Origin of the sequence: Klebsiella sp. CN_Kp073 (assembly GCF_040065495.2) — a bacterium.
GTDB lineage: Bacteria > Pseudomonadota > Gammaproteobacteria > Enterobacterales > Enterobacteriaceae > Klebsiella > Klebsiella aerogenes.
Genome location: NZ_CM198051.1, coordinates 4,183,214 through 4,207,508 on the forward strand (window position 1 = coordinate 4,183,214; position 24,295 = coordinate 4,207,508).

Annotated in this window: 19 protein-coding genes and 1 pseudogene; 6 read left to right on the top strand and 14 right to left on the bottom strand. The window is 56.0% G+C overall.

Going from position 1 to position 24,295, the window contains the following annotated elements; translation table 11 throughout:
• Window positions 1–1,056: a DNA polymerase IV gene (gene dinB / locus ABLV66_RS20300; RefSeq protein WP_015704475.1), complete on the bottom strand. Its 1,056-nt coding sequence runs from the start codon at window positions 1,054–1,056 to the stop codon at window positions 1–3.
• A 158-nt stretch (window positions 1,057–1,214) separates the two neighbouring features.
• Between dinB and ABLV66_RS20305 the strand changes: the two genes are divergently transcribed.
• Window positions 1,215–2,075, top strand: a complete 861-nt coding sequence (locus ABLV66_RS20305; protein WP_348876159.1) for a glycerophosphodiester phosphodiesterase family protein — start codon at window positions 1,215–1,217, stop codon at window positions 2,073–2,075.
• A 55-nt stretch (window positions 2,076–2,130) separates the two neighbouring features.
• On the opposite strand, the gene nqrM is transcribed toward ABLV66_RS20305, so the two are convergent.
• From nqrM to ABLV66_RS20340, 7 genes are read right to left on the bottom strand one after another with little or no spacing between them, the layout of a single operon-like run.
• Entirely contained in the window at window positions 2,131–2,346 is a 216-nt protein-coding gene (gene nqrM, locus ABLV66_RS20310; protein ID WP_015368113.1) for a (Na+)-NQR maturation NqrM, read from the bottom strand.
• A 2-nt stretch (window positions 2,347–2,348) separates the two neighbouring features.
• Entirely contained in the window at window positions 2,349–3,572 is a 1,224-nt protein-coding gene (gene nqrF / locus ABLV66_RS20315) for an NADH:ubiquinone reductase (Na(+)-transporting) subunit F (protein WP_348876160.1), read from the bottom strand.
• A 12-nt stretch (window positions 3,573–3,584) separates the two neighbouring features.
• On the bottom strand, window positions 3,585–4,181 hold the full coding sequence (gene nqrE, locus ABLV66_RS20320; RefSeq protein ID WP_015368115.1) for an NADH:ubiquinone reductase (Na(+)-transporting) subunit E: 597 nt from the start codon (window positions 4,179–4,181) through the stop codon (window positions 3,585–3,587).
• Between the two features lie 6 nt (window positions 4,182–4,187).
• Entirely contained in the window at window positions 4,188–4,826 is a 639-nt protein-coding gene (locus tag ABLV66_RS20325; protein ID WP_002889716.1) for an NADH:ubiquinone reductase (Na(+)-transporting) subunit D, read from the bottom strand.
• Window positions 4,819–5,613, bottom strand: a complete 795-nt coding sequence (locus tag ABLV66_RS20330) for a Na(+)-translocating NADH-quinone reductase subunit C (protein ID WP_015704472.1) — start codon at window positions 5,611–5,613, stop codon at window positions 4,819–4,821. The genes ABLV66_RS20325 and ABLV66_RS20330 overlap by 8 nt, the downstream gene beginning before the upstream one ends.
• Window positions 5,606–6,844 (bottom strand): NADH:ubiquinone reductase (Na(+)-transporting) subunit B, encoded by a 1,239-nt coding sequence (locus tag ABLV66_RS20335; protein WP_015704471.1) that lies wholly within the window; start codon window positions 6,842–6,844, stop codon window positions 5,606–5,608. Before ABLV66_RS20335 ends, ABLV66_RS20330 begins: the two co-directional genes overlap by 8 nt.
• Window positions 6,845–6,847: 3 nt before the next feature.
• A complete protein-coding gene (locus tag ABLV66_RS20340) occupies window positions 6,848–8,194 on the bottom strand; it encodes a Na(+)-translocating NADH-quinone reductase subunit A (protein WP_063414190.1) in 1,347 nt (448 codons plus the stop codon).
• A gap of 409 nt (window positions 8,195–8,603) precedes the next feature.
• On the opposite strand from ABLV66_RS20340, the gene dpaA reads away from it, so the two are divergent.
• Window positions 8,604–9,344, top strand: a complete 741-nt coding sequence (gene dpaA, locus ABLV66_RS20345; RefSeq protein WP_015704469.1) for a peptidoglycan meso-diaminopimelic acid protein amidase — start codon at window positions 8,604–8,606, stop codon at window positions 9,342–9,344.
• On the opposite strand, the gene ABLV66_RS20350 is transcribed toward dpaA, so the two are convergent.
• Together ABLV66_RS20350 and lpcA are read right to left on the bottom strand one after the other, a co-directional pair.
• Window positions 9,315–10,082, bottom strand: a complete 768-nt coding sequence (locus tag ABLV66_RS20350) for a class II glutamine amidotransferase (protein ID WP_015368120.1) — start codon at window positions 10,080–10,082, stop codon at window positions 9,315–9,317. The genes dpaA and ABLV66_RS20350 overlap by 30 nt on opposite strands.
• 209 nt (window positions 10,083–10,291) lie before the next feature.
• Complete coding sequence (gene lpcA / locus ABLV66_RS20355; RefSeq protein ID WP_004099149.1) at window positions 10,292–10,873, bottom strand: D-sedoheptulose 7-phosphate isomerase; 582 nt, start codon at window positions 10,871–10,873, stop codon at window positions 10,292–10,294.
• 240 nt (window positions 10,874–11,113) lie between these two features.
• On the opposite strand from lpcA, the gene fadE reads away from it, so the two are divergent.
• On the top strand, window positions 11,114–13,558 hold the full coding sequence (gene fadE / locus ABLV66_RS20360; protein WP_047047387.1) for an acyl-CoA dehydrogenase FadE: 2,445 nt from the start codon (window positions 11,114–11,116) through the stop codon (window positions 13,556–13,558).
• Window positions 13,559–13,727: 169 nt separating this feature from the next.
• The gene (locus ABLV66_RS20365) at window positions 13,728–14,498 is read left to right on the top strand and encodes an amidohydrolase (RefSeq protein ID WP_045391172.1); all 771 of its coding nucleotides are present in this window, start codon (window positions 13,728–13,730) and stop codon (window positions 14,496–14,498) included.
• A 30-nt stretch (window positions 14,499–14,528) separates the two neighbouring features.
• On the opposite strand, the gene eamB is transcribed toward ABLV66_RS20365, so the two are convergent.
• On the bottom strand, window positions 14,529–15,119 hold the full coding sequence (gene eamB / locus ABLV66_RS20370; protein ID WP_348876161.1) for a cysteine/O-acetylserine transporter: 591 nt from the start codon (window positions 15,117–15,119) through the stop codon (window positions 14,529–14,531).
• 103 nt (window positions 15,120–15,222) lie between these two features.
• Here eamB and ABLV66_RS20375 point away from each other — a divergent pair, with 103 nt between their 5' ends.
• Together ABLV66_RS20375 and ABLV66_RS20380 are read left to right on the top strand one after the other, a co-directional pair.
• A complete protein-coding gene (locus ABLV66_RS20375) occupies window positions 15,223–16,149 on the top strand; it encodes a LysR family transcriptional regulator (protein ID WP_348876172.1) in 927 nt (308 codons plus the stop codon).
• Window positions 16,150–16,449: 300 nt separating this feature from the next.
• Window positions 16,450–16,878 carry a SymE family type I addiction module toxin gene (locus ABLV66_RS20380; RefSeq protein WP_348876164.1) on the top strand — a complete coding sequence of 143 codons (429 nt, stop codon included), beginning with the start codon at window positions 16,450–16,452 and terminating at the stop codon, window positions 16,876–16,878.
• Here ABLV66_RS20380 and ABLV66_RS20385 read toward each other — a convergent pair.
• From ABLV66_RS20385 to ABLV66_RS20395, 3 genes and pseudogenes are all read right to left on the bottom strand, one after another.
• The gene (locus ABLV66_RS20385; protein WP_045391157.1) at window positions 16,859–17,086 is read right to left on the bottom strand and encodes a hypothetical protein; all 228 of its coding nucleotides are present in this window, start codon (window positions 17,084–17,086) and stop codon (window positions 16,859–16,861) included. The two genes, ABLV66_RS20380 and ABLV66_RS20385, sit on opposite strands and share 20 nt — an antisense overlap.
• Entirely contained in the window at window positions 17,083–17,751 is a 669-nt protein-coding gene (locus ABLV66_RS20390; RefSeq protein WP_512174190.1) for a TNT domain-containing protein, read from the bottom strand. The genes ABLV66_RS20385 and ABLV66_RS20390 overlap by 4 nt, the downstream gene beginning before the upstream one ends.
• Before the next feature lie 36 nt (window positions 17,752–17,787).
• Window positions 17,788–23,943: pseudogene (locus tag ABLV66_RS20395) on the bottom strand (hemagglutinin repeat-containing protein); the annotation flags it as partial.
• Window positions 23,944–24,295: the final 352 nt, after the last annotated feature.

The window sequence follows — 24,295 nt, forward strand, 5'->3', positions numbered from 1 at the left end:
TTATAGTCCAAGCACCAGTTGTCGTTCGAGCTGTGGGTCGAGCAGCGTCACGTGTAACCCCACCAGCCGCACGCCGCGGCTGCCCCGACGTTCGAGCCAGGCGTTGCGCGCGGTCGCGATTAAATCTTCTTTGTTTAACCGCGGCCAGACGTGCTCCTGAGTAGTGAGCTGAAAATCGTTAAACTTCAGTTTAATGCCCTGACGCGCGATCAGTAGATCCGGTTTTACCTTCGCCAGACGACGTTCCAGCTCCGGATAGAGATTTTCGATAATCGCTTCGCAGTCTGACCACTCGTGAATATCTTCCGCCAGAGTGCGCTCGACGCCGACCGATTTGCGCTGACGATCGTTATGGATTTCGCGCTCGTCAATGCCGTGGCTGCGCTCCCACAGGATACGGCCAAACTTACCAAAGCGTTTAAGCAGCATCGCCAGATCGCTGTTCTGCACGTCGCCACAGGTACGCAGCCCCATATTTTCCAGCTTCGCCGCCGACACCTTCCCGACGCCGGGGATTTTCGCCAGCGGCAGAGACCGCACAAATTCCGCCACCTGGTGCGGGGCAATGACGAACTGGCCATTCGGCTTGTTCATATCTGAGGCAATTTTAGCGAGGAATTTTACCGGCGCCACGCCAGCCGAAGCGGTGAGATTCAGTTCACGCTCGATGGTCTGGCGGATCTCCTGGGCCATCAGCGTGGCAGAGCCGTGGCAGTGTACGCTGTCGCTCACGTCAAGGTAGGCTTCATCCAGCGACAGCGGCTCGATTAACGAGGTATAGCGGGAGAAAATTTCGCGGATGTGGTTCGAGGCTTCTTTGTAGGCATCAAAGCGCCCCGGCAGCAGCGTGAGGTGCGGACACAGTTTAAGCGCCGTCGCCGTCGGCATCGCGCTGCGCACGCCAAACTTACGCGCAGGATAGTTCGCGGTACTAATCACGCCACGCTGTACCCGACTGCCGCCAATGGCAATGGGGATATCGCGCAACGCCGGGTTGTCACGCATTTCCACCGCTGCGAAGAAGCAGTCCATATCGACATGGATAATTTTACGCATCGCCTTGCCCAACACTGTATACCCATACAGCATAGCAAAACTACGCGCAAATTTTATCTTTTTTTAATTCAACCGCCAAAAAAGCTGTTACAACATAAAAGTGAAACAAATCACCTTTATTTTCATACATTTAAATAATGAATCAGGAAGATACAATCATGAAGAAAATACTCACGCTACTCTGCCTGCTGGCGACCGGCAGCGCTTTTGCCAACCCGCAGTTGATTGCCCACCGCGGCGGTACTGGCGATGCGCCGGAAAATACCCTACCGGCCATCAAACTGGCGCTGGAAAACCACGCGCAGGCCATCTGGGTCACGGTACAGCTAAGCCGCGACGGCGTACCGGTGCTCTATCGCTCAAGCGATCTCTCCGCCCTGACCAACGCCGAGGGCAAGGTCTCAAGCTTAACCGCCGCCGAGCTGGCGAAAGTCGATGCTGGCTGGAAATGGGGCGATGACAGCCATCCGTGGCGCGGCAAGCAGGCCACGATCCCGACCTTACAAAGCGTGCTGCAGCAGTGGCCGCAGACCTTCTTCTACATCGATATAAAATCACCGGATGCCGATCCAACGGTGATGGGCGAACGCCTGCTGGAGGTGTTAAAAAACACCCATAGCCTCGAGCGGGTGCGCGTTTATTCCACCGAAGACCGCTATATCGCCGCTCTGCCGCAACCAATCCCACGCTTTGTTAGCCGCAGCGAAACCCGAACCAGGCTTGCAAACGTTTCGCTCAGCCACCAGTGTCAGAAAGACAGCCAGCGCGATGGCGATAAGTGGTACGGGCTGGAACTGAAGCGCAAGGTGGAGGTAGTCGAGAAGTTTACCCTTGGTGAAGGCGTTTCTCCGGCGACGCTCACCTGGGATAAAGAGGCGATGGATTGCTTCCGCTCGCAGGGCCAGGCCCACATCATTTTCTTCGGTATCAATAGCGCGGAAGATTATCGTACGGCGAAAGAACTGGGCGCCGACGGCGTGATGGTGGACTCTCCGGCGCAGGCGAAAAACTGGCAGTAAGATAAAAAAGGCCGCGAAAGCGGCCTGAAAACGCAAGCGTAGCGCCGTCGGCGCATTAGAGAATGCGCTGCTGCTGGCGCTGCGCCTCGCGGGCGAGACGTTTCTTACGCGCGTCGCACGGTTCCGGACAGTCGCAGACTTTCTCCAGCCCCAGCGAGGAGATCCCGCCGCAGCTGCCTTGAATACTCTTACGCTTCACCAGGTAGCCCAGGGACATGCCAAGGATCACCAGCGCAAAAATCACAAAGGTCGCGACAAATACCGTCCACATCATCAGCCTCCAAAGTCGTCGAGCATGATGTTCTCATCTTCGACGCCCAGGTCTTTGAGCATTTTAATCACCGCGGCGTTCATCACCGGCGGCCCGCACATATAGAACTCGCAATCTTCCGGCGCCGGATGGTCGCGCAGATAGTTTTCATACAGAACATTATGGATAAAGCCCGTATGCCCGGTCCAGTTATCTTCCGGCAGCGGATCGGAGAGCGCGACGTGGAAGGTAAAATTGGGGTTTTCGCGCGCCAGCTGTTCAAACTCATCGTCATAGAACATTTCACGCAGCGAACGCGCGCCGTACCAGAAGCCGATTTTACGCGTGCTGTGCAGGCGCTTAAGCTGGTCAAAGATGTGCGAACGCATCGGCGCCATGCCCGCGCCGCCGCCGATAAACACCATCTCGGCGTCGGTCTCTTTGGCAAAGAACTCGCCAAACGGCCCGGAAATCGTCACCTTATCGCCAGGCTTCAGCGACCAGATATAGGACGACATTATCCCCGGCGGCGCATCCGGAACCTTCGGCGGCGGCGTGGCGATACGCACGTTGAGCATAATGATGCCCTCCTCTTCCGGATAGTTAGCCATCGAGTAGGCGCGCAGGGTCGGCTCTTTCACCTCAGAGACATAGCGGAACAGGTTGAACTTGTCCCAGTCTGAGCGATATTCATCGGGAATATCAAAGTCGGCATAGGCCACTTTATGCGACGGGCATTCGATCTGAATATAACCGCCGGCGCGGAACGGCACCGCTTCACCATCCGGCACCCGTAATTTGAGCTCTTTAATGAAGGTCGCTTTGTTATCATTAGAGACAACTTCGCACTCCCATTTTTTCACGCCGAAAATCTCTTCCGGCAGCTCAATTTTCATATTCTGCTTCACCGCCACCTGGCAGGCCAGGCGGCACCCTTCTTTGGCTTCGCGTTTGGTGATATGCGAAAGCTCGGTCGGCAAAATATCGCCGCCGCCTTCTTTGATGGTCACCCGGCACTGGCCGCAGGAGCCGCCGCCGCCGCAGGCGGAAGAGACGAAGATACCGTTGCTGGAGAGCGTGTTCAGCAGTTTGTCGCCCGCCGGCGTGCGGATCTGTTTATCCGCTTCGTTATTGATTTCAATAACCACGTCGCCCGCGTTCACCAGCTTCGAGCGCGCCACCAGGATGAGCCCCGACAGGACCAGCACGATCAGCGTGAACATCACCACGCCAAGAATAATTTCCATACTTTTCCGCCCTTATAGCTGCACACCGGAGAATGACATAAAGCCCAGCGCCATCAGTCCGGTGGTGATAAAGGTGATCCCTAACCCGCGCAGACCGGCGGGCACGTTGGCGTACTTCATTTTTTCGCGGATCCCCGCCATCGCGACAATCGCCAGCATCCAGCCGATGCCGGAACCAAAGCCGTAAACAATCGATTCCGGGAAGTTGTAATCGCGCTGCACCATAAACGACACGCCGCCGAAAATGGCGCAGTTAACGGCGATAAGCGGCAGGAAGATCCCTAACGCGTTATAGAGTGCCGGGAAGTACTTATCGAGGATCATCTCAAGTATTTGCACCAGCGCCGCAATTACCCCGATAAAGGTGATGAAGTTAAGGAAGCTGAGGTCTACGCCTTCCATCAATGCGCCGTCGCGCAGCACCAGGTTATAGACCAGGTTGTTGATCGGTACAGCAAGACCCAGCACCACCGTGACCGCAACGCCGAGGCCAAAAGCGGTGGAGACCTTTTTCGACACCGCGAGGAAGGTACACATCCCGAGGAAGAAGGCCAGCGCCATGTTCTCAACGAACACCGCGCGGACAAACAGGCTAATGTAATGAGCCATAATCGGTTACTCCTTTTCCTGCTGTTCAGGCTTCCAGCTACGCAGGGCCCAAATCAGCAAACCGATAATGAAGAACGCACTCGGCGCCAGCAGGAACAGGCCGTTCGGCTGATACCAGCCGCCGTTCTGCACCGTTTCCAGTACGGTGATACCGAACAGCTTGCCGCTGCCGATAAGCTCGCGCAGGAAGCCGACGATAATCAGGATCGCGCCGTAACCGAGACCGTTACCGATACCATCCATAAAGCTGGCCAGCGGCGGCGATTTCATGGCATAAGCTTCGGCACGCCCCATCACGATACAGTTCGTGATGATAAGCCCGACGAATACCGACAGCTGCTTAGAGGTCTCATAGGCGAAAGCCCGCAGCAGCTGATCCACCACGATTACCAACGAGGCGATGATCGCCATCTGCACGATGATACGTACGCTATTGGGAATATGGTGGCGAATCATAGAGATAAACATGCTGGAAAACGCCGTCACCAGCGTCACCGCAATGGTCATCACGAAGGCGGTTTCCAGTTTGGTAGTCACCGCCAGCGCGGAGCAGACGCCGAGCACCTGCAGGGCGATGGGGTTATTGGCGATAAGCGGCCCCACCAGCACGCGCTTCACCTCTTTCATATCGCTCTGTTCAGCCATTATTCAGCTCTCCCTCACGAACCTTTTTCAGGAACGGACCAAAGCCCAGTTCGCCCATCCAGAAATCAAAGCTATGCTGCACGCCGTTTGACGTCAGCGTGGCGCCGGATAAACCGTCAACCGCGTGGAGATCGCCTGCGCGCGCGCCACCTTTTACCACCTTCAGCGACGGCATGCCGTTGTCATCCAGCACCTGTTTACCGACAAACTGCTGACGCCAGTTCGGGTTTTCCACCTCGCCGCCCAGCCCCGGCGTTTCGCCCTGGTCGTAGTAAGTAATGCCTTTCACCGTACGCCCATCAACGTCCAGCGCCACGAAGGCGTACATCATGGACCACAGACCGTTGCCATAGATAGGCAGCACAACTTCCTGAATCTGCTGCTGCGCGTCGCGCACCAGGTAAATCTCCGCCAGGTTGCTGCGGCGTTTAATCCCGGCCGGATCCTGGCTGGCGTCGAGCGCGATGCTCTGTTGCGGATCTTTCAGCGCCTGGGCCTGATTAAATTTGCCCGGGTCTTTATCCAGCAGTTCGCCGGTCGCCAGATTGACCAGCCGAGGGGTAATGCGCGCGGCGAAGGTTTCCGCCACCGCGTCAGCATCCATCCCCTGCTGCATCAGGCCGGCGACGGCCAGGATATTGCGCTGTTTATCCAGCGCGCGTTGTTCCTGCTGACGCGACTTGAGGCCCACGGCGGAACCGGCGACCACAATGGAGCACACCAGACAAAGCACCAGCACCACCAGCAGCGTTTTGCCGATGCTATCGTTACTTTTCTTCTCAGCCACGCGACTTCCTCCGCTTGATATTGGCCTGCACCACCAGGTAATCGAACAGCGGCGCAAACAGGTTGGCGAACAGAATCGCCAGCATCATCCCTTCCGGATAGGCCGGGTTGACGACGCGAATCAGCACGCACATCACGCCAATCAGCAGGCCATAGCTCCATTTACCTTTATCGGTAAAGGAAGCCGAGACCGGGTCAGTCGCCATAAACATCATGCCAAAGGCGAACCCGCCGAGCACCAGATGCCAGTACCACGGCATCGAGAACATTGGGTTGGTATCGGAACCAATGAAATTAAACAGCGTGGCGGTGGCGATCATACCGACCATCACCCCGGCGACGATGCGCCAGGAAGCGATACGGGCAAAGATAATGAACGCACCGCCGATGAGGATCATCAGCGTCGACACTTCGCCAATCGAGCCGGGAATATTGCCGAGGAAGGCGTCCATCCAACTCACCGGGATGCCGGTGGCGACGTTAACCAGCGCTTCACCACCGCCGCTGGCCCACTGGGAGAGCGGCGTCGCGCCGGAGAAACCGTCTGCCGCCGTCCATACCAGGTCGCCGGAAATCTGCGCCGGGTAGGCGAAGAACAGGAACGCGCGCCCCGCCAGCGCCGGGTTGAGGAAATTGCGCCCGGTGCCGCCGAAAATCTCTTTGGCAATCACCACGCCAAAGGAGATCCCCAGCGCCGCCTGCCATAGCGGCATCGTTGGCGGCACAATCAGCGCGAAGAGAATCGAGGTAACGAAAAAGCCTTCGTTGATCTCATGTTTGCGCACAATCGCGAAAAGTACTTCCCAAAAACCGCCGACGATGAATACGGTGAGGTAGATAGGCAGGAAAAACACCGCCCCCAGCGTCATCATGCTAAGCCACCCGGCATCGGCGCTGAAGCTCACCCCTAACCACTGGGCAACGCTATAGTGCCAGTTGTTGGCAATGACCTGCTGCAGCTGTTCGGCGCCGTATAGCTTGTGCAGCGCCGGAATTGTCTGCAAGCCGACGTTGTACATGCCCCAGAACATCGCCGGGAACACTGCAAACCAGACGAGGATCATCATCCGCTTGAGGTCAATGGCGTCACGTACGTGCGCGGCGCCGCGGGTGACTAAACCCGGGGTGTAGAAGATCGTCGCCGCCGCTTCATACAGCGGGTAATATTTTGCTAACTTGCCGCCGTGCGTGAAATGCGGCTCAAGTTTCTCAATCAGGTGCTTTAAGCCCATCTCTTATCCTTCCTGCTCAATCTGGGTTAACACGCTGCGCAGCGCCGGGCCGTATTCATATTTGCCCGGACAAACGTAGGTGCAGAGCGCCAGATCTTCTTCATCCAGCTCCAGACAGCCCAGCGCCTGGGCGCTATCGCTATCGCCGGCAAGCAGATCGCGCAGCAATATGGTCGGCAGAATATCCAGCGGCATTACCCGCTCATAGTTGCCGATCGGCACCATCGCCCGCTCGCCGCCGTTAGTATCAGTGGAAAAATTAAAGCGCTTGCGCTTAAAGAAATGACCAAGGGTGGTGCGGGTAATCGAGAACTTCTCTTTGCCCGGCATCACCCAGCCAAACAGCTCTTTTTCACGGCCTTCTCGTACCACGCTGACCTGCAAATGGTAGCGCCCGAGGAAGGCGTGAGGGCCGCAGGCGTGGGTGCCGCTCAAGACAGAACCGGAAATTACCCGGTTTTCATCATCCACCAGCTCGCCCGCCAGCAGTTCATCGAGGCTGGCGCCGAGACAGGTTTGCAGCAATCGCGGCTGTTTTACCTGCGGGCCGCCAAGGGCAATGACGCGTTCGCTGTACAGCTCGCCGTCGAGGAACAGTTTGCCAATGGCGATGACCTCCTGATAGTTGAGATGCCAGACCTGTTTGGTCAGGCTGACCGGCTCAAGGAAGTGAATGTGCGTACCGGCAAGCCCTGCCGGATGCGGGCCGCTAAACTGGTTGAATGTCACCTGCCCAGCGGGATGGCCGCCCAGCTTGCCGCCGCTGGCCTGACAGACGTGGACTTTACCGTCCGTCAGGCGCGTCAGCACCGTCAGACCGGCGTCAAAGGCTTCACGCTGGGCCAGGATAATCGGCTGCGGTTCAGCCGCCAGCGGGTTGGTATCGATAGCGGTGACGAAGATAGCCGCCGGAACGCTGCCCGGCGCGGGAATTTTACTGAAAGGACGGGTACGAAACGCCGTCCACTGCCCGGAGTCCAGCAACTGTTGCCGCACCGCTTCCCGTGGCAAATCGTTAAGATCGTCTAATGCATAGCGGGGAAACGACACCGCCTCATTGCTGCCGTCGACATCAATCACCACCGATTGCAGCACCCGGCGCTCGCCGCGATGAATGGCGCTAACTACCCCGCTGGCTGGCGCGGTAAAACGCACCCCGGCGTTCTTTTTATCTTCGAACAGCACCTGGCCTTTTTGCACCCGATCGCCTTCGCTCACCGCCATCGAGGGGCGCATGCCGACGTACTCCTCGCCGAGCAGCGCGACGCGTTTCACCGCAGGCCGGGACGAGATCTGCTGTAATGGCATGCCAGCTATGGGCAAATCCAGCCCTTTCGTGATTTTAATCATATCGTTAGCAGGTATCCGTAACCTAAACCCCAGCTCAAGCCGAGGCCAGCATTATTGATGGAATATCAGAATAAGAAAGGGATAGCGGTGCCACGGGGGCACAAGACGGGAGAGAAGCATCCTTTCTTACCCTGGTCATAAACGGCGGGAGTGTAACATTTTGTGAGTGTCAGAAGTAGGAAAAGAGCCAATAAGTGCTTCTAAAATGCGAGCTATTGCGCAAAGTTCTCACTGCGCTTTGCGGCAATATTCGCTATAAAGGAACATTAAATTGTAAACGCAGCCACACCGTGCTTGCGAAAAACTGCCGTGATGCTAATGTGAGCGCTCTAAATCCAGAAAACTCTGATTTCGGGTATCTCTTGCCGTCCTGGCATGTGGTTTTTTGTTTTATCAAGGAACAAGCAGTATGCGCAAAATCGCATTCTTTATTGCGATGCTTCTGTTGCCGTGCGTGTCATTTGCTGGGTTACTCAGCAGTAACAGCCCGACAACGCCGGTTAGCAAAGAATATAAACAGCAGTTAATGGGCTCCCCCGTTTATATTGAGATCTTCAAAGAAGAGCGGATGCTCGATCTCTACGTCAAAATGGGCGAAACCTACCAGCTTCTCGATAGCTACCGGATCTGTAACTACTCCGGCGGCCTCGGGCCGAAGCAACGCCAGGGCGATTTCAAAAGTCCGGAAGGATTTTATAACGTCTCGCGCAGTCAGCTAAAACCAGACAGCCGCTTTTATAAAGCGATCAATATCGGCTTCCCGAATGCCTACGATCGCGCGCACGGCTATGAAGGTAAATACCTGATGATCCACGGCGCCTGCGTTTCCGTCGGCTGCTACGCGATGACCGATACCGGCATAGACGAGATCTTCCAGTTTGTCACCGGCGCGCTGGTATTTGGCCAGCCAAGCGTGCAGGTCAGCATCTATCCGTTCCGGATGACCGACGCCAACATGGCGCGACATAAGTTCTCGTACTATGCGGATTTCTGGAAGCAGCTGAAGCCAGGCTATGACTACTTCCAGCAGACCCACAAACCGCCGGTGGTTTCGGTGATGGATGGCCGCTATATCGTCAGCAAGCCGCTCAGCCACGAGGTTATCCAGCCGCAGCTGGCCTCAAACTATACGCTCCCCGAGGCAAAATAACGCCCACTCGCCTGGCATGATTTTATTCCAGGCCTCATTGCCGGTCAGCGGCTGAGTGGCGATAACGGAGACCACATCGTTTGGTGTGGTCTCACGTTGAAAATCAATTTCCACATCCTGATCCAGCAGCTTCGCCACGCCAAACGGCGCCCGACGGGTGATCCAGTACAGGTTGGTTGAACAGTACGCCATTACATAGCGTCCGTCCGATAACAGCATATTAAACACGCCCTTCTCGCGCATTTCGCCCGCCAGCGTCGCGATGTACTTAAACACGCCGACCATATTGCCAGGCGTGCGCGGATAGCGCTCGGTTAAACGGTGCAGCAGCCAGCAGAAAGCCGTTTCGCTGTCGGTCTCGCCCACTGGGCGGAAATTTCCGGTCTTCAGCGATTTATAACCCTTGAGCTGGCCGTTATGGGCGTAGGTCCAGTGACGGCCCCACAGTTCGCGGGTGAACGGATGGGTGTTCTCCAGCGCCACCTCGCCACGGTTGGCCTGACGGATATGGGCAATGACGGAACAGGATTTGATGGGATAATCCTGTACCAGTTTGGCTATCGGCGACTGAAAGCTCGGCTGCGGATCTTTAAATGTGCGACACCCTTTCCCTTCGTAAAAGGTAATACCCCAGCCGTCTTTATGCGGCCCGGTGCCGCCCCCGCGCTGAACCAGCCCGGAGAAGCTAAAACAGATATCGGTCGGCACATTGGCGCTCATCCCGAGCAATTCGCACATAGATCACCTCATACAACTTACTGAAACATAAAAGGCGTTATTGGTGCAGTCAGTTTGGACACGGCCAGCGCGCAAAAACCGGAGCGTACTTCATGTACGTGAGGATGATTCGCTACGCTCCCCCTTCGGGCCGCCCTGAAGGGCGTTCAAAACTCGGTGAGTTTTGTCTGAGCACTGGCCGGGTTCAAAATGGCTAACAAAATAGCCTTTTAAGCTTTAACCATCTCTTTTTCGATCAACATAATCAGAATATGAATCACCTTAATGTGAATCTCCTGAATGCGATCGGCGTAACCGAAATGCGGTACACGGATTTCCACATCGGCGGAACCCGCCATTTTGCCGCCGTCTTTACCGGTCAGGGTGATCACTTTCATTCCCTGCGCGCGAGCGGCTTCAATCGCTTTGATCACGTTGCCGGAGTTGCCGGAGGTGGAAATCCCCAGCAGAACATCGCCTGCGCGGCCAACCGATTCAACGTAGCGGGAGAAGACATATTCATAGCCAAAATCATTACTCACGCAGGACAGATGGCTGACGTCAGAAATAGCGATCGCCGGATAACCAGGGCGGTTCTCGCGATAACGCCCGGTCAGCTCTTCCGCAAAATGCATCGCATCGCAATGAGAACCGCCGTTGCCGCAGGAAAGCACTTTACCGCCAGCCTTGAAGCTATCCGCCAGCAGTACCGCCGCGCGCTGGATAGCGTGAATGTTGGCCTCGTCCTGCAGAAAGTTGGCCAGCGTTTCCGCGGCTTCGTTCAGTTCGTTACGAATAAGATCCTGGTACATGAGGATAATCCTTCAGTATTGGTTGGAATAACCCTGGCAGTGTACCGGATAGCCGCCGAAGCGAGAAGCAGCAGGCGACGTTATCCCCCGTCCTTTTGATTTTACGTGCCGCTTTTCCAGCCAACAATGTGAGCAAGGTTGTAATTATTTTGTAAACACATTGCTAAAACAAATTACATCCACTACAACCAATACATCACAAGTGGTCAGACCTCCTACAAGATAAGGGAGCATTTCTCTATGATGATTTTGAGTATTGTTGCAACCGTAGTGTTACTCGGCGTGCTCTTCTATCACCGAGTCAGCCTGCTTCTCAGCAGCGTGATTTTGCTCGCCTGGACCGCGGCGCTCAGCGTGGCGGGGCTGTGGAATATCTGGCTGCTGCTGCCGCTGGCGATTATTCTGCTGCCGTTCAACTTTGCGCCGATGCGTAAATCGCTTTTCTCCGCCCCGGCGTTTCGCGCCTTCCGTAAAGTAATGCCGCCGATGTCGCGTACGGAGAAAGAAGCCATCGATGCCGGCACCACCTGGTGGGAAGGCGATCTGTTCCGCGGTAACCCGGACTGGCACAAGCTGCATAACTACCCGCAGCCGCGCCTCACCGCCGAAGAGCAGGCTTTCATCGACGGCCCGGTAGAAGAAGCCTGCCGCATGGCGAACGACTTCGAAATTACCCATGAAATGGCGGATCTGCCGCCGGAGCTGTGGGCGTACCTGAAAGAGCACCGCTTCTTTGCGATGATCATTAAGAAAGAGTACGGCGGCCTGGAGTTTTCCGCCTATGCCCAGTCTCGCGTACTGCAAAAACTGTCCGGCGTTTCCGGGATCCTGGCGATCACCGTCGGCGTGCCTAACTCCTTAGGGCCGGGCGAACTGCTGCAACATTACGGTACCGAAGAGCAGAAAAATCACTACCTGCCGCGCCTGGCGCGTGGTCAGGAGATCCCATGCTTCGCGTTAACCAGCCCGGAAGCGGGCTCCGACGCCGGCGCGATCCCGGATACCGGCGTAGTCTGTATGGGCGACTGGCAGGGTCAGCAGGTGCTGGGAATGCGCCTGACCTGGAACAAGCGCTACATCACTCTCGCGCCAATCGCCACCGTACTGGGCCTGGCTTTCAAACTCTCTGATCCGGACCGTCTGCTGGGCGGCGAGGAAGAGCTCGGTATCACCTGCGCGCTGATCCCCACCTCAACGCCGGGCGTGGAAATTGGCCGTCGTCACTTCCCGCTGAACGTACCGTTCCAGAACGGCCCCACTCGCGGTAAAGATATTTTCGTACCGATCGATTACATCATCGGCGGCCCAAGCATGGCCGGCCAGGGCTGGCGTATGCTGGTTGAGTGCCTGTCCGTGGGTCGCGGCATTACTCTGCCGTCCAACGCCACCGGCGGCCTGAAATCCGTCGCTATGGCGACCGGCGCCTACGCCCACATTCGCCGTCAGTTCAAAATTTCGATTGGTAAAATGGAAGGTATCGAAGAGCCGCTGGCGCGTATCGCAGGCAACGCCTACGTAATGGACGCCGCCGCTTCGCTGATTACCTACGGTATTATGCTTGGCGAGAAGCCGGCGGTGCTGTCGGCAATCGTTAAATATCATTGTACCCACCGCGGCCAGCGTTCAATTATTGACGCCATGGATATTACCGGCGGTAAAGGCATCATGCTGGGCGAAGGCAACTTCCTTGCCCGCGCTTATCAGGGCGCGCCGATCGCCATTACCGTTGAAGGGGCGAATATCCTCACCCGCAGCATGATGATCTTTGGTCAGGGGGCGATTCGCTGCCATCCGTATGTCCTGGATGAAATGGCCGCCGCGCAGAACAATGACGTTAACGCCTTCGACAAGCTGCTGTTTAAACATATCGGCCACGTTGGTAGCAACAAAGTACGCAGCTTCTGGCTGGGCCTGACTCGCGGCCGCACCAGCAGCGCGCCGACCCGTGACACCACGCGCCGCTACTATCAGCACATGAACCGCCTGAGCGCCAACCTGGCCCTGCTGTCGGATGTATCAATGGCGGTACTGGGCGGCAGCCTGAAGCGTCGCGAACGTATCTCCGCGCGTCTCGGCGACGTGCTGAGCCAGCTTTACCTGGCATCGGCGGTGCTGAAACGTTATGACGATGAAGGCCGTAATGAAGCGGATCTGCCGCTGGTCCATTGGGGCGTGCAGGATGCGCTGTATCAGGCGGAGCAGGCTATCGATGACCTGCTGAAGAACTTCCCGAACCGCTTTGTCGCCGGCGCGCTGCGTCTCGCCATCTTCCCGACCGGCCGTCACTACGATGCGCCGTCCGATAAGCTGGATCATAAAGTGGCGAAAATCCTGCAGGTTCCGAGCGCGACCCGCTCTCGTATCGGTCGCGGTCAGTACCTGACGCCAAGCGAACATAACCCGGTTGGCCTGCTGGAAGAGGCGCTGCTGGATGTGATGGCGGCGGATCCAATCCACCAGCGCATCTGCAAAGAGCTGGGTAAAAATCTGCCGTTCACCCGCCTGGATGAGCTGGCCACTAATGCGCTGGCGAAAGGGTTAATTAATCAGGAAGAAGCCGCAATCCTGACCCGTGCGGAAACCAGCCGTCTGCGCAGTATTAACGTTGATGATTTCGCGGCGGATGAACTGGCGACCAAACCGGTAAAGCTGCCGGAAAAAATCCGCAAGATTGAAGCGGCATAATAAAAGCAATACTGCACATCACGACAAAGGCGGGGAATTTCCCCGCCTTTTCTTTTGCCGTTACTCGCCGTAGATAGCATTTTTTTAACAAAATATTCCATGCCGCCTCCGGCTGCTGATATGGTATTAAAATTAGCTTAATGCCCTCTTCATAATGGAGTTCACCACTGTGCCTGGCTTGAAAATTACGCTGTTGCAGCAACCGCTGGTGTGGATGGATGGTCCCGCCAACCTGCGCCATTTCGATCGTCAACTGGAAGAAGTGAGCGGGCGCGACATTATTGTGCTGCCTGAGATGTTTACTACCGGATTTGCCATGGAAGCGGCGAAACAATCGATGCCGCAGGGAGAGGTCGTTGAGTGGATGCTGGCGAAAGCGGAGCAGACCAACGCGCTGATTGCCGGTAGCGCGGCCTTGCAGACCGAACGTGGCCCGGTGAACCGTTTTCTGCTGGTAGAGCCCGGCGGTAAAACGCACTTTTATGATAAGCGTCACCTGTTCCGCATGGCGGATGAGCACCACCATTATGAGGCAGGTACTGAACGAGTGGTCTTTGAATGGCGCGGCTGGCGGATTCTGCCGCTGGTGTGCTATGACCTGCGCTTCCCGGTATGGTCGCGTAACCACAACGATTACGACCTGGCGCTGTATGTTGCTAACTGGCCTGCCCCGCGTTCGCTGCACTGGCAATCGCTGCTGGTCGCCAGAGCAATTGAAAACCAGGCCTACGTCGCCGGCTGCAACCGCGTCGGCACCGATGGAAACGGCCATCACTATCGGGGCGATAGCCGTATCATCAGCCCGCAGGGAGAGATTATTGCTACCGCCGAACCGCATCAGGCGACGCGGCTCGATGCCGATCTGTCGTTGGCCGCGCTGCAGGAGTATCGCGAGAAATTTCCGGCCTGGCAGGATGCCGATCCTTTCACCATCGGCTAAACACTTTTCGGGAGCCGCTGCGCTCCCTTTTTATTCCACCACGATCCGCAAAGCGCAGTAGACCAATAACACTGCCAGCCCCCAGTTCAGTTGACGCCCGTACAGCAAAAACAGGCGCTGAAACAGATGCCCCGCCAGCGCCCAGCACAGGTTTCCCAGCGCGCCAATCGCCGCCAGCAGCAGACTCACGCTGATGAGCCAAACCGGCTCGCGGGTAACGGGCAGGACAAAGGTAGAGAGCGCGGTGATGCCATACAGAATAATTTTTACGTTGACGAACTGCAGCCCCAGGCTCGCCCAGAACCCCACCGGCTCTGTACTCAGCGCGCCTGCCCCCGGTTTGCTTTTGGCTATCTGCCAGGCCAGCCACAGGATATACGCCGCGCCAATCCATCCCAATATCCGGGTAAATCGCGAGTCGAGTTCCACCAGCGAAAAGGTTAACGCCGCGCAAATCAGCATGGTGATAATAAAACCGACGCTCATCCCCGCCAGCACCCGCAGGCTGCGGCGTAAGCCATGGGAGGTGACGCTGCTGAGGGCAAGAATATTATTAGGGCCGGGAGTCAGCGCGGTTATCAGGGTATAAGTCAAAAAAGCACTAATCAAAGCTGGGGTCACTTGTCTTCTCCTTCGTTTTGGCAGACAGTACCCGATGCCATTCATTTAAAAAAATGAATGTTTTTTGATTCTGAATTCGATGTTTTCGATAGTTGGTGGCGATATGGATCTGCGGCGTTTTATTACTCTCAAAACGGTAGTGGAAGAAGGCTCGTTTTTACGCGCGGCGCAAAAGCTATGCTGTACGCAATCCACGGTGACCTTTCATATTCAACAGCTTGAGCAAGAGCTTGCCGTTCAGCTGTTTGAAAAAATTGGCCGCCGCATGTGCCTGACCGAATCCGGTAAAAAGGTGCTGCCGCACGTCCATGAACTGGCGAGGGTGATGGAAACTATTCGTGAGGCGGCTCGTGAAGATGGAGAACCGGCTGGCGAGCTGCGCGTTGCCTGTGGGGAAACCCTGCTGGCCTATAAAATGCCGCAGGTGCTACAGCGCTTTAAACAACGGGCCCCGCAGGTACGCTTATCGCTGCAGTCGCTCAACTGTTATGTCATCCGCAACGCACTACTCAACGATAGCGCCGATTTGGGCGTGTTTTATCGGGTTGGCAACGATGACGCGTTAACCATGAAAAGCTTTGGCCAGCAGTCGCTGACGCTGGTCGCCTCGCCGCAGCATCCGGCGGTCGATTTTACCCACTGCGGGCAACATATTCCGCTGAGCTTTGTTATCAATGAGCCACAGTGCGTATTTCGGCAAATTTTTGAAAGCACGCTGCGCCAGCGCGCTATTACCCTGGAAAATACCATTGAGCTCTGGAGTATCGAAAGTATTAAGCAGTGCGTGGCGAGCAATCTTGGCGTCAGCTATCTGCCACGTTTCACCGTTGAGGAAGAGCTTAAGCGCGGTACGCTGGTTGAACTCCCGTTCAGCGATATTCCACTCACTATTAACGCGATATGCGCCCATCACGCCGGTAAAGTGGTCAGCCCGGCAATGCGGGTATTTATGCAGTGTGTTGAGGAGGTATTATCAAGCGGAACAACAGGCCACAGCGATAGAGCAGTAACTGACGGGTGTATAAAGTAAAATGCTGGCACGATGACCGGGATTTTCTGAAAGTAATATCATGAGTAAAAAAGATATCAGCAAGTTAGCTGCAAGTCAGACCACTGCTGACGCTGTTCTGCGTACTGTCGTAGTGGTCGCTGTCCTGCAGCGCTATCCTATGCCTGAACTGCACCTGGATAGAAGGGTACCGGCTGATAGCTGAAAAATCGGAAATCTAAAAAAGCGCGTGGAAGTTAAACAGATGTGCTTACAATCCCACCACCGCCTTTCAGCGGATCGCCATCTGCACCTTCAATCCCGACTTTCAGCATCGGGTTTATGTCAAAGATCTTATCCTTGCTCAGCGAGTTATTCTCAACAACAACTTTGTCCGTTGCGAAGTCAGCTATCTCAACGCAACTTTCACTTTACTATCAGCATCTTACTAACAATTCCCTCGATGTTTTTACCGTACCGGACGCAACACCACGATACGCGGTTTTGCTCCCCGTAAGCAACTTTTCTCCAAAACTGTTAAAGAGCCTGTCTTACAAGATTACCTACTATTCCCGCGGCCTCAGACTACGACTACGCCTGAACGATAACTGGCTGGCAGAAGCCGGATTTTGCACCGATACGTTGGTTAGTGTGCCCGTTGAACACGGGCAACTGGTGATCCGCCCTGCGACTAAATGGCTGATAAAATTAAAAATTCTGCCCAACTACGGACGAAATTTTTACTATACGCTTATGAAAGCCACTTTTTAAATTGCTCTAACACAAAATCGTAGGCTTTTTCTTCCAATAGAAACGAAGAAATAAGTGATGGCTGATCCCTTTCAACGTAATAAACATTCCATTGTGTATCTTCGTGAATAACACATAAACAATCGCTATTTTTCAACGTTCCCAATGAGTAACTATTAGGATGGACACCAAGAATATCCAATTGGTTTTCAAGTTCTTTTTTAGTCATTTATCTGCCTTTTTCATATAGTCGTTATCCAAATACCATTGAACAGGTTTTGGTAACTCATACTGCGTACCTTGCCCTTTCTGCCCAAACCAAGGCAAGATTTTCCCCTGAGAGACATCATCTATAGGCTTCAGAATCTCATATTGAAAATATGGCTTTGTAGTTTCATATGAAGATGGAAGAGCTCTTTGTTCAAAAGGAACTCCTAATGGAGATACAAAACTACCTCCAGGATATCCATATCGATCAATCATTGTTCCTGTTGGCAACATTACATTCTCTATTGGACCATAAGCCCCACGATTAGGCGGCCAAATACCCAAGCTTTCCTGAACTGTCCCTTCAGCTTTGCTGTATTGCCCAAAATTCGATGATGCTCTGGCCGCCTGACTGGCTGCAACATTATCCTTAATCGTACTGGCTATTGCCTTCGCCGTTGTCACTTCAGCAACTGTCTTGCCGATACCTATCGCACCGCCTGCCCCCACACCGCCCGGCACTATCGCTTCCGAGGCCATTATCCCGGCATTATTCAGGCACAGGACGGCATTACTTGTGCAGGCCGCTATTACTGCTCTCGCTGCCGCCGCTATTTCCGGCGTTGCTGCTGCCAGTACTCCACCGCCAAGACCCGCCGGAAGCGCCACCATCAGCGCATCATTCATCGCCAGGCCTTTCTGGCAGGATGCTGAACCCGGATCCGTGCTACAGGACGCTATATTCTTACTATGTTCCTGCACGAACTTCGTCTGGGTATCTTCGTTACCACCCAGAAGATTATTCTCAACAGCATTCTTCCCGGCACCGGCACCCGTCGCGGCTCCAGCTGTATTCCCTGTAGCGATCCCTCCAGCCATACCCGCAGATATGCTCGCCAGCGCACTGACTGTCTGCTTCTGTTCTTCAGAAAGTTTATCTACATTAGGGTAGAGCATATTGGCAATAGCACGTGCCGCCAGCTCTCCGCCCCCTGCACCAATCGCACCTGCCGCTGCGCTATTTCCCTGAAGCGCAGCAACCGCACCTCCAAGGATCGCGTGTGCTATGGCATTGACCGCAGGGTTATCTTCTGTCGATTTCAGCAGATGCGCCAGCTCCGGTGCTGAAGCCCCCGCCAGTGCACCCGCTAAATTACCGCCCGCTAGCCCCTGAAGCGCTGCAGTTGCTGCCTGGATGCCGCGCTGAATGTCGCTGCCGGTGCCATACTTTTCCTGTTCCTTTTTGTATTCCGGCGTATCACGCAGTTTTGCCAGATATGCCTGCCGCTGTTCTTCCGTCGCATCCGCAGGAACAGGCCCGTATTTATCCTGCGCAGCCTTCAGCGCATTCAGTTCTCCCTGCGTCCGCGCGATATCCGCCAACTGACCGCCGATATCGCTGAGCATCCCGATTTCCTTCAGACGGTTCTGCTCCTTCTCCTTGTCGAAGATCGGGCTGATGCTGTCGTTGGCATGTTCGGTGTCGCGGCTCAGGTTCGCCACATCCTGCTTCTGATTATCCTTGTCGCGAATGGTGATGGTGCCGTCAGCCACAGCGGCCTGAGTCGTGCCTTCGGCATGCCCACTGTTGCCCGCCGCCGCAATCATCCCGCCCGGCATATTGCCCTTGAACTGGTCGCCGAAGCTGCCCGCGCCGCTGATACTGATGCCTGAGTGCTGGGTTTTGAAGTCCGCTTCGTTGTGCAGGTCGCTGAAGCCCAGCGTACCGGTATCGAGGCTGTTTTTGTCCGCCGTGGCCGTGGAGGCAATCACTGCGCCATCCAGTTGGGTATGGTTGCCCGCGGTGATATCAAAGCCGCCATCACCGGCGAACATCCCGGTTTGTTCGGCAACAGAGTCAAAGCGGCTCTTCATCTTGTCCTGGGAGGCAGAGATATAGCCGGAGCCCGTCATGCTGCCGAAGGTGAAGCTGCCGCCCGCCGCCACGCTGCTCTGCTTGCTGTCGTATTTGTTGCTGTCCTGCTGGCTGCTCATCAGCAGGTCGTGCCCCACATTGGCGACAATTTTATTGCCGCTAACCTGTGCCCCATTGAGCACGGTGTCATTCCCGCTCTTAATGGTGACGGTCTTGCCGCTGTCGATGGTGGTTTCAGTCCAGTCGGTACCGTTGCCTTTATCTTTGCCATTGGCTGCGTTGACATTGGCAAACACGCTGATACCGGCGCCTTTACCTGCACCAATACTTACGCCGACACCGCCTCCGCTGCTGCTGTTCTTGCCGCTGGACTGTTGAGTGTTAGCAGCCCCGCTGAGAATGACGTCATGCCTGGCGTCCAGCAGCGTGTCGCCGCCCGCTTTCACCTGGCCTCCGGCAATAACGATATCGCCGCTGTTCGGGCCCTTGCCTTTTCCATTCGCGGTAATGGAGAGATTGTTGCCTGCATTCAGCGTGCTGCCCGTTATCGTATCGCTCTCAGCGTGCTGCTGCGATTTGGATTTCTGCGTGGTCAGCGAGAGGCTGACGCCCATCGCGTTCGGGTCGGCCGTCAGGTCAGCCGCCTCAGCCGCCTGTCCGGTCTGCACACCGGAGAGCACAGTTTTAGTGGCCTGAAGCGCTTTGAGCCGTCCGTCACTTTCCTCTTTGGTATCCTGTGTCGCCGTAACCGCATTATTAATCGCGCTGCCGACAGTGCCCGAAAGCGCCAGCGTCAGCCCACTTTTCTTCTGCTCGAAGGTTTCATCGCGGGTACGTTTGTCGTGGCCCGGGTCAATGATGACGCTACTGCCGCTGAGACTCATGTCCTTCCCGGCAATCAGGTCTGCGCCGCCGATGTGCGCCTGGTTTCCGGCAGCGATAACCACGTTACCGCCCGTAGATCCGACGGTGCTGAAGCTCTGGCTTTGCGTGGTGCCCGCCTCGCGTAAATCGTGGGTAGTCTTGCTACTGCCGATACTGATCCCGATACCCCCGGTACCCATCAGGCCGGATTTTTTCTCTTCCTTAAAGCGCCAGGAGGTATCCGTGTTGGTCGCGGCCACGATATCGACGTTATTACCTGCGTCGAGCGCCACGCTGTTATCGCCCACTACGGAGGAGCCTTTCACCAGCAGGTTGTTGCCCGCCTGCACGGTGACGCTGTCGCCGGAAAGCAAGGTACCTGCTTCACGGGTCGCACTGTCTTCCTCTATGGTGTGAGTCGTTTTCTTGCTAAGGAACCCTTTTTTGGTCTTTGTCTCTTCTCTGTAGTGGTAATCACTTTCCGTCGCCGTGGTCAGGTTCACATCGCGGCCCGCCGCCACGCCGATATCCCCGCTGGCGGTCACCTGCGCCGCTTCGGCGTTGACGTCGCGTCCGGCGACGATGGTGGTGTTGCCGGAGCTGGCGATTTCGGTCCCCTGCTGGCGCACGGATTCATCAATAACGGTTTTCTTTTTCGAGTGTGAGCTGCTGCCGGTCACGGACTCTTCCGCCAGCAGATTAACGTCGCGCCCGGCCTGGATCCCGACATTCCCTTCCGCCGCGATGCCTGCCGCCTGGCTGGTCACGTCCCGTCCGGCAACCAGCGTTACGTTGTCGCCCGCTGAAATCGTTGTTCTGTCGGCGCTGCCCTGATGACTTTCACTGCCGCCCGTGCGGCTGGTCTGCCCGCTGTCCGCCGCGTTCAGGTTCAGATCATTTTCCGCCACCAGCTGCGCGGTTTTACCCGCATTGATAGCGCTCGCCGTCACGTTCAGATCGTTGCCAGCCTGCATTACCGCGTTACCGCCCGCCGTAATGCTGCTGCCCTGATTTGAGGTGGAGGATGTACTGGTATTTTTCTGGCCCCAAACACCTGATCGGCTGCTGCTGTCGGTTATCTGGTTAGCGGCGATATTGATGCTATTGCCGGCATCCATGGCGAGGTCACCGCCCGCGTTTACTTTCGCGCCGGTGATATTGATGTCGTTCGCCGCTGCCATATAAAGACCATCGCTGGCGCTGATGGAGGCGGTTTGTCCGACATCGGTGCCACTTATGTGGACGCTTTCGCGACGGCTGTCACCGCCCACGCTCCACAGCTGCGTACGGGTGATGTTGTTGATGCTGCCATCGGTGCTTTCCAGCTGTACCGTCTTACCGCTGATGACGGAGCCGATATTGTTAATATCGGCCAGCGCGCTCAGGTCCAGCCCGCCGCCAGCCCGGATGAGACCCGCGTTGAGGTTGTTAATGCTGTTGCTGCTGTCGATGGTAAGGCCATTCTGCGCCAGCAGAGCACTGCCGCTGTTGGTAACGTTATCGCCCGCTAACTGCACGTTATTGCCGCTAATCACGCTACCGCTCTGCACCGTCACATCTTTTGGCGACAGATAGACTTTTGGCACCATCACCGTCTGTCCGTTAATCGTGGCGGTTTCATACCAGAGAATACTGTGGTCGAGCGCCGCCACCTGGTCGGCGGTCAACGCCACGCCAAACGTCAGACCGAGCGAGCGTTGCGCGCTGGCGGCGTTGTCCATCAGGTAACGCATCTGGTCGAGGTCTGACCCCAGCCCATTGATGTAGCGCTGCCCGGTCTGGTTCAGTACATAGTTTGACGCATAGCGGGTATCAAACGCCGCGTCGCCAAGGAAGCGGTAGTCCTTGTCCGGATTCAGGTTGAGGCGGCCAAGCATGTACGAAGAACCGAGGAACTGACTGACATCGGTATACTGGCTACCCGTCTCACGTGGGGCCGTGCCCGGGTTCATGCCGAGCAGGTTGTACAGGTCGCCAAACAACGACGGATCGAGCTGACCCAGACCGTCGAGTTTTGGGTTAACGGTGATGAGATACGGGCTGTCCGGATCGGTCGACGGCACAAAGTAGCCATTATTACCGGAAGGCAGTGGGTAGTTGCTATCCATGCCGCCGGGGGCGAGTACGGTACCTTCGCCGATAGTTTGGCTGGCGGTACTGTCTTTCCAGTCTGGAGCGGTGATAGCCGGGGTTGCAGCCTCCACAAGCGCCTGCTGGCTCGCGTCGCTACCGATGCTTTGCGCTGAAGGCGTATTCAGGTTTGGGGCAACGATGGTGTTGCTGATCTTGTCGGCATTAGACATCGTATTGGTATTGCTGATGTCACTGTTGAAGTTGGCTGAGACGTTGCCGCCCGCCTGAATAACCGCGCGGTAAATTTCGCCGAGCTCTGTACTTGAATCATGTCCTTTAAGCGTAAACGCAATGGACGTGCTTTCAGGCATAACATCATGATACTTATTTCCGTCCGTCGGATAACGCCCCCCCGGCTCGACTGCGTATCCATATCGGCGTGAATCGTACTGATAGACGAACCAGTCAGTAACTGTACCTGACTGCCAACTCTGGTTATTAAGGGTGCCCCCGGTCAGACTGACATTACCATTCGCCAAAATATTACTGGCAAAATTCTCCAGTGAGCCTGCATCGATCGTGAGATTTTTGCCGGAGCCAATTCTGGATGCTCCGCCGTTGCTGGTAACGTCAGTTCGCGTCTGACTACTGATGAACTTTTGCTCTGCCGAACCGGCATACATTGCATAGTAAAACTGATTCCAGTGGACATAGTTACAGGCTCCATGGCCGTTACATGGCCCCACCTGTCTTTCTGCCACCCGGCTGGTCATTCCATAAGTACCGTCGGCAAGCTGGCTGATATCGACGTTAATCATCGAATTCCCCATACCCGGAATACTCTGTCCACCATCGATATGCGTTGTTTTTGTCGTTAGCCCATCCCGCGTATTCAGCAAATGCCCGGTCTTGATGGTGATATCACCGTTAATAGTCTCAATATTACCGGAGCTATTAATCACTTCGGCATTCGCCGCGCCGCTGGCGTCTTTCTGCATCACCAGGTTATTGCCTGCCAGCATATCGCCATGCAGGTTCTGGATGCTGTTGGCGTAAAGGGCGAGATTATTACCCGCATACAGCAGGGCGGTGTTGACGATCGCACCTGTCGCGTTCAGGAGCAGATTGCCCGCCGTGCCGGTAAAACCGTCGAGGATGATACTGCCCCGGCTGGTCAGACTGACGTCCCCACCCGCCTGCAGAGTGCCGCTGGCGTTCATGGCAATCTGGCTGCCGGAAAGCGAAGTGGTACCACCGCCTGTCGTAAGCTGGCCGTTATTCGTCAGCTTACCCGCCGCGTCCAGGGTAATGCCCTCACCCTGCAGGGTGGCATTGTTGGTGATATCCCCCCGGGTACTGACAGAAAGCTGTTTGTTCGAGGCCACAACCCCCTGTGACGTCCAGCTGTTGACCAGCTTCAGCGCCAGGTTACCGAGCGCCACAATCTGGCCCGCGCCGCTGAGGGAGACCGTTTCGGCCAGCAGGTCACCGCCGCTGAATAATTTGCCATTCTCATTATTGATGGTGCTGGCGTTGATGCTCAGCCCCTGATTACCCAGCAGCGTGCCGCCGTTGTTGACGAACTGCGCGTTTACGTTCAGCTGTGCGGCCTGGAAGGTACCGCTGTTGGTCAAACTGTCACCTGTGAGCGTCGCCTGGTTCGCCGCCAGCACGGTACCGCTGCTGGCAAACTTCGCCACGTTCAGCACCAGGTTCGTGGCCTGTAGCCAGCCGCTGCCGCTGTAGTCCGGCGTGGTGAATACCAGGCCACCGCCGGAGAGAATTTTGCCGTCGTTGCGGGCCTGCGTTGCCGCGCTGAGCGTGGTTTTACCGTTGCCCTGAATCGTGCCGTCATTCATGAGCGATGGCGCAGTGATGCTGAGCGCGTCCTGGCTGAGGATAACGCCGTTCGTCTGGTTGGTGAGTGCGTTCAGCAGAGTGAGCGTCAGAGCGCTATCGCCCTGAATGCGACCGCTGTTGATCAGTGTACTGGCGCTGAGTTGGGTATCAGCCCCCTGAAGCTGCCCGCTGTTGCTGATGTTACCGGCTTTCAGCGCCAGCTTACCGCCAGTCAGCAGTTTGCCCTGCTGCTGCAGGCCGCCATGCAGCGTGACGCTCAGGCCGTTAACACCGCTGATTTCACCGTCGTTGCTGAGCGAATCCCCTTCCACCTCCAGCGTTTTCGCATTGATTAATCCCTGGTTACTCAGCGCCTTACCGGTCAGGCGAGCATCGCCCAGGGCGGTGATTTTACTGCCGGTAACGGCAGTGATGTCATCGCTCAAGGTCAGCGCTAAATCGATCGCGCTCTGGATGGCCCCGTGGTTAGTCAGCCGGGCGCCATCAAGAAGGATGTTCTGCCCCTGTATTCGTCCGCCGTTGGTGATATCGCCGGCGGAGAGAGTCAGCTCACCTTGA